The following is a 15,174-nucleotide window of genomic DNA, read 5'->3' on the forward strand; positions in this document are numbered from 1 at the left end:
TTTGGTGTCCCAGTTGAGGTTTCGGTAAAAAGGGGATTTTGAGCCAAAAAGGAGACGAAATAAAATCAGGCGTTCTGGACATAGAATTTTTCAGTTTATCCAAAACCCCTTTAACAATGGGACAACCCCTTGTAAGGGTTAAAGTAGCAACTGTATTGGGTGTCAAGGGGTGCTTCCAGCATTCGCTAAAATAGTGCTACTTTACCCCAAACCCTCTGGACTGACCAGCAAAAAACCTTCATGGTAGGCATGAGCGGTTTCAGGACATCCAAAGTTATACCGTTATTTTGAACGATTGGCACGACGTTTGGCTGAACGTCGCTTTTTGCCATGTGGCCGATTGGCCTGCTGGGCTTGCAGGTTTTGCTGGGGTGCTGCCACATTGCGCTTCAGTGTGCTGCCATAAATCTGCTGAAGGTGTTGATCCAGGTCCACAGGATCGGCTTTGAGGCTTTCCTTCAGATCCTGTGCATCGAGGGTGCCTATGCTGATGTTCAGGAGGTCTCCAAGCCCTTGGCTTTGTTGTGACAGCATTTGCACTCCGATTTCGGAAATGAATTCCGGCATTTCCTCAAGGGGCTCTCCGAGGTGGGCCAGCAAAGCCAGCCTGAGCAGATTGATCAGTGGAGAAATCACCAGAAGCCGATTGGAGATGGAGGCAGGGTCCCAATTGTTGATGTGCATGGAAATGATGAAGTTGGCATCCTGGCGACCCAGGGGTTCCACCACGTAGAACAGGGCGACATTTTTGGCTTCGAGGGTGTGTTTTTGGTCTGTGCCTGGAATGCCGATGGTCATGGTGGCCTCCCCACCCATGCCAACGCGGGAGCCGTGCTTGATGCTGTTGTATTCGTGTTTGTTGTTGTCACTCAAATGCAGTTCGGCCAGAAGCCTCAGTGCCACTGGCAACTGCCTCAACGCTTCGCTTTCTGTGGGTTTGGTCTCTGTCACTTCAATGTTGAACAATTTGAAGATGATTTCAGCCACCTTCTCCCAGGTGACGGTGGGCAAGCCCCAGAAGTTGGGAATGGGATCTCCACTGGTGATTTTCTGAACAACATTTTTGAGCTGGCCATTGTTGTACGCCAGAGACCATCCCAAAGGGGCGAAGGGAGCCTGAACCAGGGCTCCCACCAGTGAGAACAGGGTCTCCATGGCCTGACTGAAAGCCACTTTCATGGCCATCATGGCATGGAACCTGGCATTGTCATCATCGCCTGCAGCTTCTTCCTGATGGGTGTACGCCATGTATGCCCAATAACTGCTGTCAATGCCGTTGAGAAAACGGATGTGTTCTTCATGGGTCATGGCGGTCCACATGACCCTGGGTTGTTCATCCACCATGAACGTCCAGTAGCGTTGTTTCAGTGGCACCTCACCTTTTTCTGTGCTGATGGTGAAAGGTGGAGGGTTGATTTCGTCCTGTGACATGTGCACTCCTCTGGGCATCACTGCTGGGGTTTGGGTTTCTCAGATTTCGGGATCCAGGTGCCTTTGTACACGTTCTTCAGCCAGGCATCGACATCCATGGGCTTTTCTTGGAGCATCTCCATGACGTGTGATACGGCCAGGGGCGAGAATCGCAAGACCGAAAGGCTGCCTGCAGTCTTGTTGGGTGCGAGCAGGGCATCCAGGGTTTCCTTGCTGGGAAATTCGATTGGATCGCTGGGGGTTTCACCCACGATACGCAGAAGTGTTGCTCTGAACACTTCAATCACGTCAGCGGTGACCATCAAGGTGCCATACATCTTTTCTCCGTCCCAGTTCTGGTTGCGCTCATTGACGGTGAAGTGAGGGCTGTTTCTGCTGACAGGTTCCACCACAAGAAACCGAGAGACTTTGGTGGCTTCCAGGGTGAAACCACTTTCAGCACCCACAGGGGTGATTTGAATGCTCAGGGAGCATCAAGCACTGGCCCTGAAGCCGTGCTTGATGCTGTTGTATTCATGCTTGAGGTTTTCATCCGTGTGGTGTTCGGCAAGCATGCGCAAGGAGCGAACCAGGGTTTGGGTGTGCTCTTCCATAGAGGTAGAACCTGTGGTGGAAAAGGGCTCCATGACTGCGGAGGCCAGTGTTTCCCAGGTGACCTGTGCCTCTCCCATGACATTGGGCAGGGGTTCGCCGTTGTTGATTCTTTCCACCACGGTGCGCAGCTGGCTGTTGCTGTAAGAGAGGGACCAGCCCAGTGGGCAGAAGGGGGCCTGAATGAAGGCGGCCACCAGGGTGAACAGGGTTTCGTTGGCCTGTGCCATGGCGGTTTTCAGGAGGATCTGGGCATGGGTTTGTGGGGAGAAGTGGCGTCCTCGGCAGCAGGTCCGTGGGTCTCGGCCAGGTACCGCCAGTAATCGGGGCGCAGCCCTTTGAGGAAGCGCACCTGTTCATCTCTGGCATCAATGGTCCACATTACTTTCGGCTGGTCCAGCACCACGAAAAGGTCATAGCCGATCAGGGGTTCTTGCTGGGATGGCTGGTCCTGCTCGGGCATGGGTGTTTCCTGAGTCATCTGTTGCTCCTGAATTGTGAATGGGGGCGGTGGGCTGAGACGCGTGCCTGTGTGGCCGATGGGTTCCATTTGACTGCTGGAGGCCAGGGAATGCAATGGGCATGATGGCCGATTGTGATGAGAGACATTGCCAAGTGAAATGTCGCACCACATGAGGTTCTTGCAAACACGGAGGTGTTGGTGCCTGGGTCCTGAGAGTGGGTGGAGTGGGCCTGATTTGAGCCAATGGACATTTGGGGTGAAAGCATGCATGCACCCCCGCAAAAAGGGTTCGATCATCATGGAAGCCGGACCCGGCACGAAAACCAACACACTGAAAGGAGCTTCAGGCACAGACCCACAAGGCAGTGCAGGTTTTTCTTTTGGACTTCAGCACCTGAAGGAGCCGCATGGGCCCAGAGAGATCGAACCTCACTGACCTCAGCCCATACCTCAAACTCACACCTGAAGGATAAACGTGGCCCAGGTGCAGGTCCTCGGGGTCATCGCTGTTTCCACCCGCATCAAGGCCCACAGCATCCGGTCAGCATCTGGATGATCCACACGTTCAAAGATGAGAAATCAGATCCTTCATCACTCGAATTAAGAATATGAGTCTATATTTTGCATTATGGGTGGTATTGCAAAATCTCATTAAGATGCCATACTGAGGTCATGGGACTTTTACAACTCTTGTTTCGCCAACTCACCCGCAGCACCCCCAAAAAACCCCTCCCGTCACCCACAGAAGACAAAGAGCAGGTGCGCTTCAACGTGGGCGTCTCCACAGACACCGCAACCCACCTCCGCAACCTCGGACAAAAGTTTGGGGTGTCCCAGGCCCAGATGGCCGCCATGCTGCTCACCAGTCTGGTGCACGACCAGGACAATCAAAACGATGTGGGTTTTCACGCCGTCCAGCGCCTCCTCAGAGACCACCAGCTGGATCTGTACCAGGGTGCCCGGCTGTTGCGGTCCCACCACATGAATTATCGTGCGCTCAGCGACCCAGAAGTCTTCTCAGACACCGTCACCGACGAGCTGATCCAGTTCCTCACCCAACGATTCTATTTCTCAAGACGCTTTTTCAATGGAGAGAACAAAGTGAACCACAAAGAGCACAACTTCTACACCAGCTCCCTGCTCAGCGAAGTGATGGACAGCATCCTGGACGGCACGTTCGATCAGGTGCTCCTGATCAAATCCAACAGTTACCGTCTGGAGGAACCCCAGGATGACGATTACATCACCCACCCACACCACATCAGTGTGATCCTGGTCAGAAAATACACATTGGACGGCCAGAACCACTACCGCACCTACCAGCCCTGGGGCACAGAAGCCTGGAATTACATGAAGGTTCGCCTGCGCATCAAAGAACTGCTGCTGGACCTCGGGCTGCTCTCCAAACTCCACGAGCATCACCATCAATTCAACGGGGTGTCCTCCATGCCCTATGCGGGGCTCAGTGTGGACACCCGGGTGCACCAATCCTACCTGGACAACGAAATCTCAGCGGCAGAACTGGTGAAGCAATGCAGAGGCGCGTGGTACCCAGAAGATTTCGTGAGCAAACCCGAAGAGAGCATCAAAGCCCAGCAAACCCATGAGTTGACGTACCTGCAGCCCATCACGCTGGACACCCTCAGAACCATTGCCAGAGGAAAAATTGAACGCAGAGAAATCCAGCAACGGATTGCTGCTGGACGCTCTGAAGGGAAACCAGAGGCAGGACAGGATTAAATCATCAGTTGGTCAGAGGTACGTTCAGGGAATCCGAAACCCTCTGCACATCCGCAGCAAAAGAGGTGCCCGCTGGCACCAGCTGGAACAGCCCTGTTAGAAAGGCTTTGATTTTGGACTTCCTGGGGTTCGGTTCCCGAAAGAGCAGTTCCAGTTCCTCAATCAATTCGACGGCCTCTTCTTTTTTGTCTGCAGGGACATCCCCCAGGTGGCCCCTCAATTGAGCCATCAGCTTCATGACATCATCTGCAGCCAGACCGGTGGTGATGTTCATGGTGTTGTGATTCCCTTGCTGCACGTTCGCTGTCCCATGAAAATTGTTGTGGATTTGCACCCCGCCTCCAGATGCCGCAGGGGACGGCATTTCACGGGCCAGCACTTCCATGCCGAGGCCCGTGATGGCTGCGCGGGGATCGCCAATTTTGGTGGGCGAACGCACCTCCACCTGCTTTTTTTGCTCCAGGGTTTTGAAGGCATCGGTGACCTCATCCAGCGTGAAACCCAGTTGCTCAGCGACCTCTCCCGCATGAACAGCGGTTCGGTAATTGGTGTGCTCCCCGAGATGTTCCAGCACCCGCTGGTGAATGTGCTTTCTGCGTTCAAAATTGCTCATGCGTCCTCCCCTGCACCCTTCTGGGGGCCGTGGGTGTGAATGACCCCCTGGTGAACCTGGGCCTGGGCATAAAAATGGTTGATCACGGGAACAGAAAAATGCTCGGTGCGGCCCTCAGGAAATTCGATGATGTCCTCCATTTCCTTGATGCCCTTGTGCAACATGTAAAGCACCTGACTGTTCGGGTCATTGGCATGGTAGAGTTCCATTTTGATCAGGCTTTCCCCTTCCAGGTAACAGATGGCCTTCTCCAGGTCCTTCTCAGGGTACTTTAGGCCCTCTCGTTTCAGTTGATCTTTCAGCGTGCTCAGGGCCAAGCCCGGTTCACCACGAATTTCTGTGCACTGGTACACACGCTTCAGCACCTCCAGACGCTGCTGCTGGCGGCGCTCAATGCGTTTGATCTCATGGGGCCAGTCATTCATGCGGGAACTTCACCCCAAGCAGTTGCCCCAGCCTGGACACCTCTTCCACCACACCCGGGTCATCTCCGGCCAGCGCCAGCAGGGTGGTCAGGGCAGAGAAAATGCGAGAGGCCTTCGGGGAGGCTTCCTGAATATCATCCTGAAGGTCCATCAGCTGCTCAGAAATCAAAACCCTGAGGTCTGAAGTTCGGAAAGAAGTAACGGAACGCAATTTTCGGATGCTCCGGGCCACATCGCTCTGCACATTGACGTGCAACGTCTGTGTGCCCTCGTTGCCTTGCTGCACAGCATGCACCGCTTGATAGAAATGATTGGTGATGTTCTGGGCAACTGGAGGGGGACCATGCCGTACCAGATCCTGACCCTGGGCTGAGATGTGGGCATGGTAACTGGGACTGTTCTCGAAAGGGAACACAATGAGGCCCCGTTGATGCAAGGCATGCATGGCTCCACACACCTCTCGGAAGTTCACTGTGAGGGCCTTCGCAACTTCCTCTGCAGTAATCATGGTTTGAACGTAAACATCGGTGTGTTCGGCCAGATGTTTTAAAACCTGTTCCTGCAGCTCCATCCTGCGTTCCAGATTGGTCATGGTTGATGTTCCCTTCTTTTAAGCTCTCGATCTGTTCATCCAGGTCCAGGCATCCCATGGTCAGCAACATCTGTACTTGAAGATTTGTCCCGATTTTCCGTGGTAGTGTATCCGTTTCATTTCCTCTGTTGTCAGGTGCCACTTCCACAGCAACTGTAATCTCGTGTGGTTTTATCATTGAAGAACACAAGAAAACAACACCAGTGTAACGAAAATCAGGGCGTTCCACACGCAATCAGGGGTTTGAATTACGCAAAGCTGCCAAACCAGAGGACTTTAAAAGGTAGTGTCTGGGAAAGCTATTCTGGAAAGCTTTTTCTCAAAACCACACAAAGGTGTCGTGGTTCAGAGATGCCAGAACCACACAATGGCGTCGAGGAAATGGCTTCAGTTCAAACCAATCCAGCACAAGGTCTTTTGATTGACCCAAATCAGCTTCCAAAGGGGCCTGGCGGAGCGCAGCACAGAATCCACAAGGTTTCGGTGGTCAGGGCAGCCCAAACCACACAAAGGTGTCGTGGTTTTGAAGGGCCACCCCCCGAAATGCTTTGGAGATCTCTCTTCAAGCGTTTGCCTGCTGCAACCCAGCAGGAGCCAGTGCAGGAGGAGGGTTTGGGGTTATACTCTGCTGAGTCCACACCAAAAACAGGCATCCCAGAGATGCCAGGGGGAAACCATGGAAAAAATTGCCAAGACCCAGTTGATTGACGCCGTTGCCCAGAAAGCTTCGCTCACCAAAAAGGAATCGGCTGAGGCCATCACCGTGCTGCTCGAAGAAGTGGTGTCTGCCCTGAAGGCAGGCAAGACCGTAGGCCTGCCCGGTCTGGGGACCCTCAGCATCACCGAAACCAAAGAGCGCACCGGAGTGAAACCTGGGACCACTGAGAAGATTACCATTGCTGCAGGCAAAAAAATTCGCTTCAAGGCGGCCAGCAACCTGCTGCCTGAGTGAACTGAAGTGCATTGTGGGGTGGATGGTTTTTCCATTCACCTCTTTTTTGTTGGGGTTCAGTCCTTCCAGACCACGGTGATCTTTTCTGCGCCGAGTTCCTGCAGGAGGCGGTCAATGTAGCCGGTGAGCACCCCTCTGCTGCCGCTGAGGTACTGGTGGGCGTTCTGGGCTGGGGTTTTGCTTTCCGGGTTCACCTGACGACCCACCCGTTCCAGGGTGAGGTTCTGGCTTTTGATGCGTTCTTTGATCTGGTCGAGCAGGTGTTGTTCCAGAGGTGAGAGCTTTTTCTCCATTGGCACAGCATAACACACCTTTAGCACAAATTGACTTATAGCATGATTTGAGCTAAAATGGGGGTATCGGAGGACCCCATGAACCCCCTCAAAATCTTCACCTTTGACCCCCTGATTGAAACCCTCAAAAACACCGACGCTGGACCCCACACCCACCTGCTCACCCAGGCCCACCAGGCCCTCGAACAGCAGAAACAAGACCTGATCCACTGGCAAGCCCAGAGCTTCGAAATCCGCAGCCTGCTCGGACATGTGCTTGGCCCCCTCTTCGACCTGATTTCCAGCCACAAGGACCATTTCCAGCAGATCTGCGAGACAGGGCACGGCACCGAGGGCGAAGACCTCCTGACCCACCTCCTGCAGCTCAAAGCCCACCAACAGGGTGTGCCAGTGGAAAACCTGATGGAAGCTGAGCAGGACGCCAGCACCCAGGGCATTCAGGTGGAAGGAGGAGCAGGGTGAGCCCTCTGCAACCACCCCACACCCCAGGGACAACCGACCCCAGAAAGATGGCCAGGAAGAACGGGCAGCGCTGCACCCTGACCGGCATCGTGCCATTCGCCCGGTACTGGGACATTAAACTCACCCGCAGGCACCCTGTCACGCTGGAACTGCAGGACATCGTGTACCGGGACATGGACAGCCACAGCAAATGGGTCTGGCTTGCCGTGATGCTCAACCGACACGGGATCCCGCATCACCTGGGTTACCAAGAAAGCCACCCCTGACAGAGAAAACGCCTCCATCCTCTGGAGGCGTTCCTGCATGAATTCCTGCTGTCGTCCCCAGATCATACCGCATCTCCTGGGATGCAACAGTTGCTCTTGGGCAGCACCAGAAGGTTCCATCAAAAAACTCACCTCTGTTGGGCTTTCAATGTGTTCACTTCCTGACGCACCTCCAGCAAACCCGACACCAGCGCACGAAGCAACTCAGGGGTTAAGGTCAAGGTCTCTCCTGCCAACAAGGCCCGTTGTGCCCTTTCGAGCACCCCATCCAGGCCTTCAGGCACGGGAAAGGGCAGTTGAGGTGTCGTGTCTTGCCTGTGCTGCTCCAGGCGAGCTTGACGGGCCAGCACACGCTCTTGGTGTTCCCTGGTCTTGCCCTGTTCCACCATTTTCTGCCAGTCCTTCTCCCACAGTGCAGGGTCATCCTGAAAACGAAGGGCTTCAGGGGTGGTCTTCCACCATCCTGGAAGCTGCCACTGCTCTCCCAGGAACTCCACCAGGAATTTCTGCAGGGTGTCCCGGAAGTGCTGTTCCCCCAAAGCCTCCATCATTTCCATCACCCTCTCAGGTGGGTTGGGGTCCAGTTCGGTGCGCAGGCGTATCACCGGAGTGTCATCTTCGATCACCACCCGGGCCATTTCGACGTTGGTGAGGGTTCCTTTCCAGGCACGTCGCGATGCGGAAGTCAGTCTGGCCATGCAAAGCACCGGCCAGTCTTGCACGAAATCAAAACCCAGGAAATCCCGAACGAAAGGCATGCAGCCATTGTCCTACACCTGCCCTGTTCAGGCAGTGACCATGCTGCTGGGAGAACAAAAGACTTGGGAACCCAGACTTCTCATAACTCGTATTGGTGATTATGAGTGGAATTCTTTTTGAGCTGTTGAAGAACATGATGATTGCAGGAGCTGCCAAACTCGGCTTCAAGGTCGGTGGAACAATGGTCAACCCCATCATCAAACAACACATTGATCCCTTCGTCCAGAGGTTCAGAAACCCAGACCAAGAACGCACCCTGATCATGCAAAAGGCCATTGCCTTTGCACAGACCAAGCAACCTGCTGAAAAAAGCGAAAAAATCCGCTTTGCCCTCACCACCTGGACCACTTCCCCCGACTGGGCCACTAATTTCACTGCACTGGTTCAGCACCCCCAGCACATTGAGGGCCTTGCCAATCGCTTCGCACAGGCCATGCTCGAAGCAGACCTGCTCGAAGGGGCAGATCATCCCCATCAGATTGGACAGTACTTCCTGGAATCCCTGCACCAGGAACTCATGAATGATCCTCAACAGGGAGCCCACCACCAGCAACTGGCCAATGCCTTAAGAGATCAGAGCCAGAGAGAATTCATGGAACAGGTTCAGGTGTTTCTGGAAGACATGAGATCCGAAGTTCGGGGATCCAGTCAAAAGACTTCACCACAAGAAGACAGGCAAGACATCAAGGAAACACTGCAGCAATTGGCCTCACCCATGATCCATCCCACTTCTGCAGTGGACGGCCCCATCGAACAGAAGCTCAAGCACATCGCAGTTCTTGTGGATGCACATGCAATCGAGTTCGCAGACCAGGCACTCGCACAATTCAAACAACAACACTATGACCAAGCTCCTGTTCCAGCTCAAGCCTGGTACCACCGGCTGAAAGGGAGCATTGCCATCAACAGGGAAGAGGTTTCTGAAGCCCTCCAGGAATTTGATCTCGCCTTCACGCTGCATGGCGAGGGAGCTGCTGCCCACATGGCCAAAGGGTACGGGGAATACCTCAAACAAAACTTTGAACTGGCCCTGCATCACCTGGACATTGCGCTGCAACTTGATTCAAACGCAGGCATCGCCTTGGCCACCAAAGCCGACACCTATTTCAAGATGGGCAGAACAGAAGACCTCAAAGCCATGATTCCTCTGGCCACCACCCAGCAGAAAGATTTGTTTTACATGCTGATGCGCCGTCTGACCCAGATGAATGAGTTTGCCCTGGTCAACTCACTGGTGGACACCCGCCTGCAGCAGACTCCTGAAGACCCCACCATCAAGTTCCTGAAAGCCCGTAACCTCTTCGATGAAGTCGCAGAAGAGTTGGGGCAGGGGATTTTGAAACAGGATCCTGCCACAGGAATCAGAGATGAAAGGCTGACTCAAGCCCTGGATTTGCTGAATGCAACCTACACCAGTCGCCAGCGCAATCAGGACTTGCGGGGCATGGTAGAAGTGCTCTCCACCCGACACGCAGTTCTCGACATGCTGGGCAGGCACCAGGAGGCCGCAAATGATGCCACCACAGCGCTGGAGATGAACCCCAATGCTGCAGGGGTCAGAGTTGGCAAAGCAATGGCTCTCTTTCACATGGAACGTCATGCTGAAGCCATCGCCTTGCTCGACAGCATTCCTCAAGATCAGCAGGACCTGCACGATCGCAATCTGTTGATTCAACTGTTGATTCACCAGGGCCAACACCACCGGATTCTGCAAGAAATGCCCAAGTACTACCCTCTGATGCAGGACGATCCCACAGGAATGGCCTTTGCACAACTGGTGCATGCACAGGCCATTCGGGTTTTGGAAGGGCCGGAGGCTGCTTTGCGTTTCCTGGAACAGCTGAACAGCACACACCCGTTTGTTCAAGTGGGGATGGCAGAGGCTTTTCAGACCTTGCAGAATCCCTTGAAAGCCAATGACCACTACAGAACAGCCTTCCAAACCAGCCAGGGTCATGTCAATTTTTCCATTGGGATGCAGTGGGCCATCTTCCTTGCGGAAGTCAACGATTTTGAGCAGGCCAGTTCAGTCATCACCCAAATCATCCCCCCAGATGCTGCAATGCCAGCCTTACAAATGGCCATCGACATTCATGAACGGGCAGGAAAACTTCACAGGGTGGAGGAAACCCTGGGGTTCTACCAGACGCAGGGTTTCCCAAAAACACCCCAGATCCTGAGGGCAGAAGCAAACCTGAAATTCAATGCAGGGGATCATGCAGAAGCAGCAGCTTTGCTGAAAGAAGCCTTGCAACAAGGCCCTGATCCGGACTTGCACCTGCGCTTCATTCAGATGCTTGTGCTGGTGGGCAATCACGCTGAGGCCCACACGCAAATTCAGGCTCTGTTGGCGACACCAAACCTTCCCTATCAAATGAGGTTTCAGGCAGCCGCATTCTTAAAGCACATGCGACACCAAGATGAGGCCCTGAAACTGGCTTACCAAGCCTGGCGGGATTCCCCAAAGGACAGCCAGGCGTCCCAGATGTACATGCAGGTGGGTATCGAAAGCTTAAAGAACGATCCGGAATTCACCTACGTCGTCCCAGAAACATCAGTGATGCTGGCAAACAGAAAGGGCGAATCCCGCTGGGTCACCCTCACCAGTGACCCCAATCCAGGTGCCAATGAACTCGCCGTCAACAGTGCTGCAGCTCAAATTTTGCTGGGCAAAAAGGTGACCGATGAAGTGGAAATCCCCAAAGCAGGCTTCAAGCCACTCGCTTTCACCATTCAGGCCATCATGGGAAAGGAACACCATCTGCTGATGACCCTCTTTCAGCAGGCGGGCAGCAATCCCTTTGACCAATCGGTCTTCACACACGAAGGTGATGATGAGAACTTAGATCAACTGGTAGATGTGCTCTATTCTCTCCGAGATCAAAAGGAACAGAAAGTCAAAAATGCTCTGGAGCAAGTGGCCTCCAAAAGGCTACCCATCAGTGTGATGACCGACTGGTTTGACCAGAGCATTCTGGACCTCTGGCAGGATTGGGTGGATTCTCCTGTGGCCCTCACGAGCTCTCTGAGAAACAAAGCCGAACTGGAAGCGGCTGAGAAGACCCTGCAGGCAGATGCAGTGGTGTTTGATGTCAGTGCCCTGGTGCTGTTGCAGCGATTGGGGTTGCTGACGCAGGCAGAGCAGTGGTGGCCCCAGCGTCATGTCACCGTCCAGGTTCACACTGCCGTACTGCATGAAATCCACAAGCTCGATGCGGACCCAGGGAACGTGAACCACCTCCTGCATCCAGGTGCGCAAGATCATCTCAGTGGACCACAACGGCTGAAGGCCTTGCGAGAGATTCTGCAGTTCGTGGAGCGGACTCAGGTTGTGACGGTACCCTCCATCAACTCTGAGCGCAACCAGCAGCGTCTGAAATCCATCCCCCTGGGTGTTGAAACCTGGAGCACGGTGATGGCAGCTGAAGCAAACGGTTTTTCCCTCTACACCGAGGATGTTCACCTCAAGAATCATGTGTTGAAAGGCAACCTGCAGGGACCTCCCATTCTGGCCACGAGCACAGTGGATGCCCTGGCAGCGTTGTTGTTGCAGGGACGCTTCGATCTGGCCGCTTATGAGTCCATTGCAGAAGGGTTGCTCAGTCGAAACATTCGCAGGGTGAAGATGACCGAGAACCTGCTGATGCGGGTGATCAGCAGACCCTACCGTGCAGGTGACACCCTTGTTTCTGCAGCCCTCAATGAGTTCAAGAGCCCACATGCGAACCACGAGCAGATGCTGGGGTGGGTGGTTGAAGGCCTGAAAGCCTTGTGGTTGGATGCCCACAGCGGACCCTACAGGTTTGATGTGCTTCAGGTGATCCTGAGTGAACTGGACAGCACCCTGAACCGTGAAGCTTTCACCCTGTTTCTTGTGGAGGAACTGGGAGTGCGGATGAAATTGGCTCCAGAGCACCGGGCGAACTTGATTCATCTGATTCAGCAGTGGAAAGCACGGGCAGACCTGTAATACCTCACCCCAACAGCTGGCTCAGTGTGCACGCCAGGTGACGTAAGCCAAAAACCGCATCCAGAACAAGCTCATTCCCGCTATCCTGAAGTCACCTGGGGGTAGCGCAAGTGGCAGCGCAGGGCGTTTGGGACGCTCAGGTTGCAGGTTCAAATCCTGTCCTCTAGACCAAAAAGGCGACTGGTTTCGACTGGTCGCTTTTCTCTTGGGATCTCCCCTTCACGGGTCAAATAGGGATACCTTTGTGTGGTTTTCGCCTTCCCAGGTACCGATACTTTTGCGGTGCTTTGTTCAAGACCTGCAAGTTTTGGCTCTCCAACGCCGACCAGCGCATGCCGATACCTTTGCGGTGTGGGAAGGATGCACCAGGGTGCTGGAAAACCTCCCCACACCCATCAGAGCATTCAGGCCAGTCCAGAATGCAGGAGCATGGCTCGGTGACAATGCAGTCCCAGCTAAATTCCCGATACCTTTGCGGTAAAATCCGGCCTTTTTACTCCCGATACCTTTGCGGCATTGTGGTTTCCCATGGGCACCGATACCTTTGCGGCAAAACCAATGAGCTTCGTTCAGCACAGGTTTTTTTGAGACAGGTGTCATGCATACTCCCCTTTCGTCGTCGCATAAAACACCCTAAAAGGGTGGTTTATGGCTCACCACACCCCTGGAAACACTTCCAATACCGATACCTTTGCGGGGTTTTCCTGGTGTTTTCCTCCACTCCCCTACCGATACCTTTGCGGTGCAATTTGAGTCACAAAAAAATCCCCGTGTGGGAAACACAATTTTTCCGGGTCAAAAAGGCCAAAAGTACCGATACCTTTGCGGCATTTCCCTGAAAGCTCCGATACTTTTGCGGTGTTTTCCGCGCACCCCACCCCCGATACCTTTGCGTCAAAAAGCAATTCAACCCCTCTGGCACACAAAAACTCGTGGGACAGGAGGTTTTTGGACCCTGGCCGATACCTTTGCGGTGAAACGCTTCTGGAGTACCGATACCTTTGCGTCAAAACACCCCTGGAGTACCGATACCTTTGCGGTGTTTCTTAAAAAAATGCCGTGCTGCATGCACCCAGAACAGGGGTCTTGTTGTTGATCTTTTTGTATTATCTAAGTTAAGAAAAACAACAACATGGAAAAAGACCGCAACAAACACCTTGACCGCAAAGAAGAACGCAACATTGCCCGGTTTGCCGTGATCAGCATCCAAACCCGGGTGGCGTCCAACCAGGTCAAGTGGGAACTGGTCTACCAGGTGGAAAACCGGGATTTCAAACTCACCGCTTACACCCCAGAAGGACGGCCCCACGGCATTGACGGTGACATCCACTCCGCCGTGGAGACCCTGTTTTACCGCCAGGGTTGCCCTGAGCACAACTGGCTGCACACCTCCATGTACGAAGTCCTGTTGGTCGCCGGACTCCCCGACAACGGCATCAACTACGAGCGCGCCAAAGAAAGCCTGACCCGATTGTGGGCCACTGGATTTGTGGTGGAAGAAGGCTGGTACGACTACGCAGAAAGCACCCGGCGCTGGGATTCGGACACCATGCGCTTCTTTGAACGGGTCAAACACCGCGACCCCAGCAAAGACGTGGATGAAGTGATTCCCGGCCTGCAGGACCACACCACCCTCAGCATCAAACTGAGCGACCAGCTGGCCCAGAACATCCGGGACGGGTACACCGTCACCCTGGCCTCCAAAATCCTCCACCAGCTGGAGCAACCCCCTTCCCGCTCCCTGTTCCGGCTGCTCGAAGGGCACCGCACCCAGCCGGACGGCACCCGACTGACGCGCCTCACCGTCTCCCTGCAGAACTGGCAGCAGGCCTGCGGCATCATGAGCGACCGTGCGGACATGGTCCGGCGCGTGCTGGGACCACCCCACGAAGAGCTGATTGCCGCCAACTACCTGAAAAACGTGACCTTCCACGGGCTGGGAAAGAAACAAACCATCGAGTATGAGTTTCAGTCCGAAGACGCCCCGGATTACGCCCTGGTGAAACTGCTGGAAGTTCATGGTCTGGCTCCGGAAGTGGCTGCAGCGATGGCCCGCAACCACCCGGATCGGGTCGAAGAGGCCATTGCTTTCGTCAAGGAACGCAAAGCGGGTGGGTTTGCGGTCAAAAACCAGGCGGGCATGATCGTGGACTACCTCAAAAACGAAAACAAGTACGCCAAACCCAGCAAGACGGTGGATGTGCCGAACCTTGCTGCGAAAGAAGACCTGAAGAAAGCTGTGCAGCAAGCAGAAGTGAAAGCCGCTTCCCTGGAAGAGCAGGAACACCTGCGGTTGATGGCTTTGCCTCCGGAGCAGCAATACCAGGCCTGCGAAGCGTTCTTGAACATGATGCTGAAAACCCAGCTGACCAAAGCCGAAAAAGACCAGCTGAAAGCAGCTTGCCTGTCGGGTGCGTTGCTGGCCGGTCAGCTCAAAATGGACCTCACCCTGGCAGCAGCCCAGAAGAAAAAAGAGGCCTGTGTTGCTGAACTGAAAGCTTCACTGGCCACCATTGCAGGCCCACTCTTTGATTGATCCTGCCTCCTGAAAGGGAACATGCCATCAACGGTGCCCTGAGTAGGGAAATTCAAGGTTGTGGACGCAAGAAGGCTTACC

At 54.2% G+C, this 15,174-nt stretch carries 15 protein-coding genes and 1 tRNA gene; 7 read left to right on the forward strand and 9 right to left on the reverse strand.

The features are described 5' to 3' along the window. Window positions 1-282: 282 nt before the first annotated feature. The 4 genes from IEY52_RS18510 to IEY52_RS18525 are packed head-to-tail and all read right to left on the reverse strand — an operon-like array spanning window position 283 to window position 2,503. Window positions 283-1,431, reverse strand: a complete 1,149-nt coding sequence (locus tag IEY52_RS18510) for a hypothetical protein (protein ID WP_189005222.1) — start codon at window positions 1,429-1,431, stop codon at window positions 283-285. 17 nt (window positions 1,432-1,448) lie between these two features. After that, entirely contained in the window at window positions 1,449-1,877 is a 429-nt protein-coding gene (locus IEY52_RS18515) for a hypothetical protein (RefSeq protein WP_189005224.1), read from the reverse strand. Between the two features lie 27 nt (window positions 1,878-1,904). Beyond that, on the reverse strand, window positions 1,905-2,252 hold the full coding sequence (locus IEY52_RS18520) for a hypothetical protein (RefSeq protein ID WP_189005226.1): 348 nt from the start codon (window positions 2,250-2,252) through the stop codon (window positions 1,905-1,907). A gap of 8 nt (window positions 2,253-2,260) precedes the next feature. Next, window positions 2,261-2,503, reverse strand: coding sequence for a hypothetical protein (locus tag IEY52_RS18525; protein WP_189005228.1), 243 nt, complete (start codon window positions 2,501-2,503; stop codon window positions 2,261-2,263). A 654-nt stretch (window positions 2,504-3,157) separates the two neighbouring features. Here IEY52_RS18525 and IEY52_RS18530 point away from each other — a divergent pair. Beyond that, window positions 3,158-4,225, forward strand: coding sequence for a hypothetical protein (locus IEY52_RS18530; protein WP_189005230.1), 1,068 nt, complete (start codon window positions 3,158-3,160; stop codon window positions 4,223-4,225). A 4-nt stretch (window positions 4,226-4,229) separates the two neighbouring features. Here IEY52_RS18530 and IEY52_RS18535 read toward each other — a convergent pair whose 3' ends face one another. From IEY52_RS18535 to IEY52_RS18545, 3 genes are read right to left on the reverse strand one after another with little or no spacing between them, the layout of a single operon-like run. Further along, complete coding sequence (locus IEY52_RS18535) at window positions 4,230-4,838, reverse strand: hypothetical protein (protein ID WP_189005232.1); 609 nt, start codon at window positions 4,836-4,838, stop codon at window positions 4,230-4,232. Then, on the reverse strand, window positions 4,835-5,263 hold the full coding sequence (locus IEY52_RS18540; protein WP_189005234.1) for a hypothetical protein: 429 nt from the start codon (window positions 5,261-5,263) through the stop codon (window positions 4,835-4,837). The genes IEY52_RS18535 and IEY52_RS18540 overlap by 4 nt, the downstream gene beginning before the upstream one ends. After that, a complete protein-coding gene (locus IEY52_RS18545; RefSeq protein WP_189005236.1) occupies window positions 5,256-5,855 on the reverse strand; it encodes a hypothetical protein in 600 nt (199 codons plus the stop codon). The genes IEY52_RS18540 and IEY52_RS18545 overlap by 8 nt, the downstream gene beginning before the upstream one ends. A gap of 676 nt (window positions 5,856-6,531) precedes the next feature. Between IEY52_RS18545 and IEY52_RS18550 the strand changes: the two genes are divergently transcribed. Next, window positions 6,532-6,807: an HU family DNA-binding protein gene (locus tag IEY52_RS18550; protein WP_189005238.1), complete on the forward strand. Its 276-nt coding sequence runs from the start codon at window positions 6,532-6,534 to the stop codon at window positions 6,805-6,807. A 56-nt stretch (window positions 6,808-6,863) separates the two neighbouring features. On the opposite strand, the gene IEY52_RS18555 is transcribed toward IEY52_RS18550, so the two are convergent. Continuing rightward, a complete protein-coding gene (locus tag IEY52_RS18555) occupies window positions 6,864-7,100 on the reverse strand; it encodes a hypothetical protein (RefSeq protein ID WP_189005240.1) in 237 nt (78 codons plus the stop codon). A 78-nt stretch (window positions 7,101-7,178) separates the two neighbouring features. Between IEY52_RS18555 and IEY52_RS18560 the strand changes: the two genes are divergently transcribed. Together IEY52_RS18560 and IEY52_RS18565 are read left to right on the forward strand one after the other, a co-directional pair. Beyond that, window positions 7,179-7,562: a hypothetical protein gene (locus IEY52_RS18560; RefSeq protein WP_189005242.1), complete on the forward strand. Its 384-nt coding sequence runs from the start codon at window positions 7,179-7,181 to the stop codon at window positions 7,560-7,562. After that, window positions 7,559-7,828, forward strand: a complete 270-nt coding sequence (locus IEY52_RS18565) for a hypothetical protein (protein WP_189005245.1) — start codon at window positions 7,559-7,561, stop codon at window positions 7,826-7,828. The genes IEY52_RS18560 and IEY52_RS18565 overlap by 4 nt, the downstream gene beginning before the upstream one ends. A 128-nt stretch (window positions 7,829-7,956) precedes the next feature. On the opposite strand, the gene IEY52_RS18570 is transcribed toward IEY52_RS18565, so the two are convergent. Then, a complete protein-coding gene (locus IEY52_RS18570; protein ID WP_189005247.1) occupies window positions 7,957-8,586 on the reverse strand; it encodes a hypothetical protein in 630 nt (209 codons plus the stop codon). Between the two features lie 101 nt (window positions 8,587-8,687). Here IEY52_RS18570 and IEY52_RS18575 point away from each other — a divergent pair, with 101 nt between their 5' ends. From IEY52_RS18575 to IEY52_RS18585, 3 genes are all read left to right on the forward strand, one after another. After that, window positions 8,688-12,557 (forward strand): tetratricopeptide repeat protein, encoded by a 3,870-nt coding sequence (locus IEY52_RS18575; protein ID WP_189005249.1) that lies wholly within the window; start codon window positions 8,688-8,690, stop codon window positions 12,555-12,557. Between the two features lie 95 nt (window positions 12,558-12,652). Next, window positions 12,653-12,728, forward strand: a tRNA-Pro gene (locus tag IEY52_RS18580). Window positions 12,729-13,689: 961 nt separating this feature from the next. Beyond that, window positions 13,690-15,093: a replication initiator protein A gene (locus IEY52_RS18585; protein ID WP_189005251.1), complete on the forward strand. Its 1,404-nt coding sequence runs from the start codon at window positions 13,690-13,692 to the stop codon at window positions 15,091-15,093. Window positions 15,094-15,174: the final 81 nt, after the last annotated feature.

It is taken from the genome of Deinococcus roseus, from assembly GCF_014646895.1.
GTDB lineage: Bacteria > Deinococcota > Deinococci > Deinococcales > Deinococcaceae > Deinococcus_C > Deinococcus_C roseus.

What these genes read in the sequence shown, in the direction of transcription:
- IEY52_RS18550 (WP_189005238.1), top strand. Translation starts at nt 6,532, where the DNA reads ATGGAAAAAATTGCCAAGACCCAGTTGATTGACGCCGTTGCCCAGAAA.
- IEY52_RS18535 (WP_189005232.1), bottom strand. Translation starts at nt 4,838, where the DNA reads ATGAGCAATTTTGAACGCAGAAAGCACATTCACCAGCGGGTGCTGGAA.
- IEY52_RS18520 (WP_189005226.1), bottom strand. Translation starts at nt 2,252, where the DNA reads ATGGCACAGGCCAACGAAACCCTGTTCACCCTGGTGGCCGCCTTCATT.
- IEY52_RS18545 (WP_189005236.1), bottom strand. Translation starts at nt 5,855, where the DNA reads ATGACCAATCTGGAACGCAGGATGGAGCTGCAGGAACAGGTTTTAAAA.
- IEY52_RS18570 (WP_189005247.1), bottom strand. Translation starts at nt 8,586, where the DNA reads ATGCCTTTCGTTCGGGATTTCCTGGGTTTTGATTTCGTGCAAGACTGG.
- IEY52_RS18540 (WP_189005234.1), bottom strand. Translation starts at nt 5,263, where the DNA reads ATGAATGACTGGCCCCATGAGATCAAACGCATTGAGCGCCGCCAGCAG.
- IEY52_RS18585 (WP_189005251.1), top strand. Translation starts at nt 13,690, where the DNA reads ATGGAAAAAGACCGCAACAAACACCTTGACCGCAAAGAAGAACGCAAC.
- IEY52_RS18530 (WP_189005230.1), top strand. Translation starts at nt 3,158, where the DNA reads ATGGGACTTTTACAACTCTTGTTTCGCCAACTCACCCGCAGCACCCCC.
- IEY52_RS18575 (WP_189005249.1), top strand. Translation starts at nt 8,688, where the DNA reads ATGAGTGGAATTCTTTTTGAGCTGTTGAAGAACATGATGATTGCAGGA.
- IEY52_RS18510 (WP_189005222.1), bottom strand. Translation starts at nt 1,431, where the DNA reads ATGTCACAGGACGAAATCAACCCTCCACCTTTCACCATCAGCACAGAA.
- IEY52_RS18555 (WP_189005240.1), bottom strand. Translation starts at nt 7,100, where the DNA reads ATGGAGAAAAAGCTCTCACCTCTGGAACAACACCTGCTCGACCAGATC.
- IEY52_RS18560 (WP_189005242.1), top strand. Translation starts at nt 7,179, where the DNA reads ATGAACCCCCTCAAAATCTTCACCTTTGACCCCCTGATTGAAACCCTC.
- IEY52_RS18525 (WP_189005228.1), bottom strand. Translation starts at nt 2,503, where the DNA reads ATGACTCAGGAAACACCCATGCCCGAGCAGGACCAGCCATCCCAGCAA.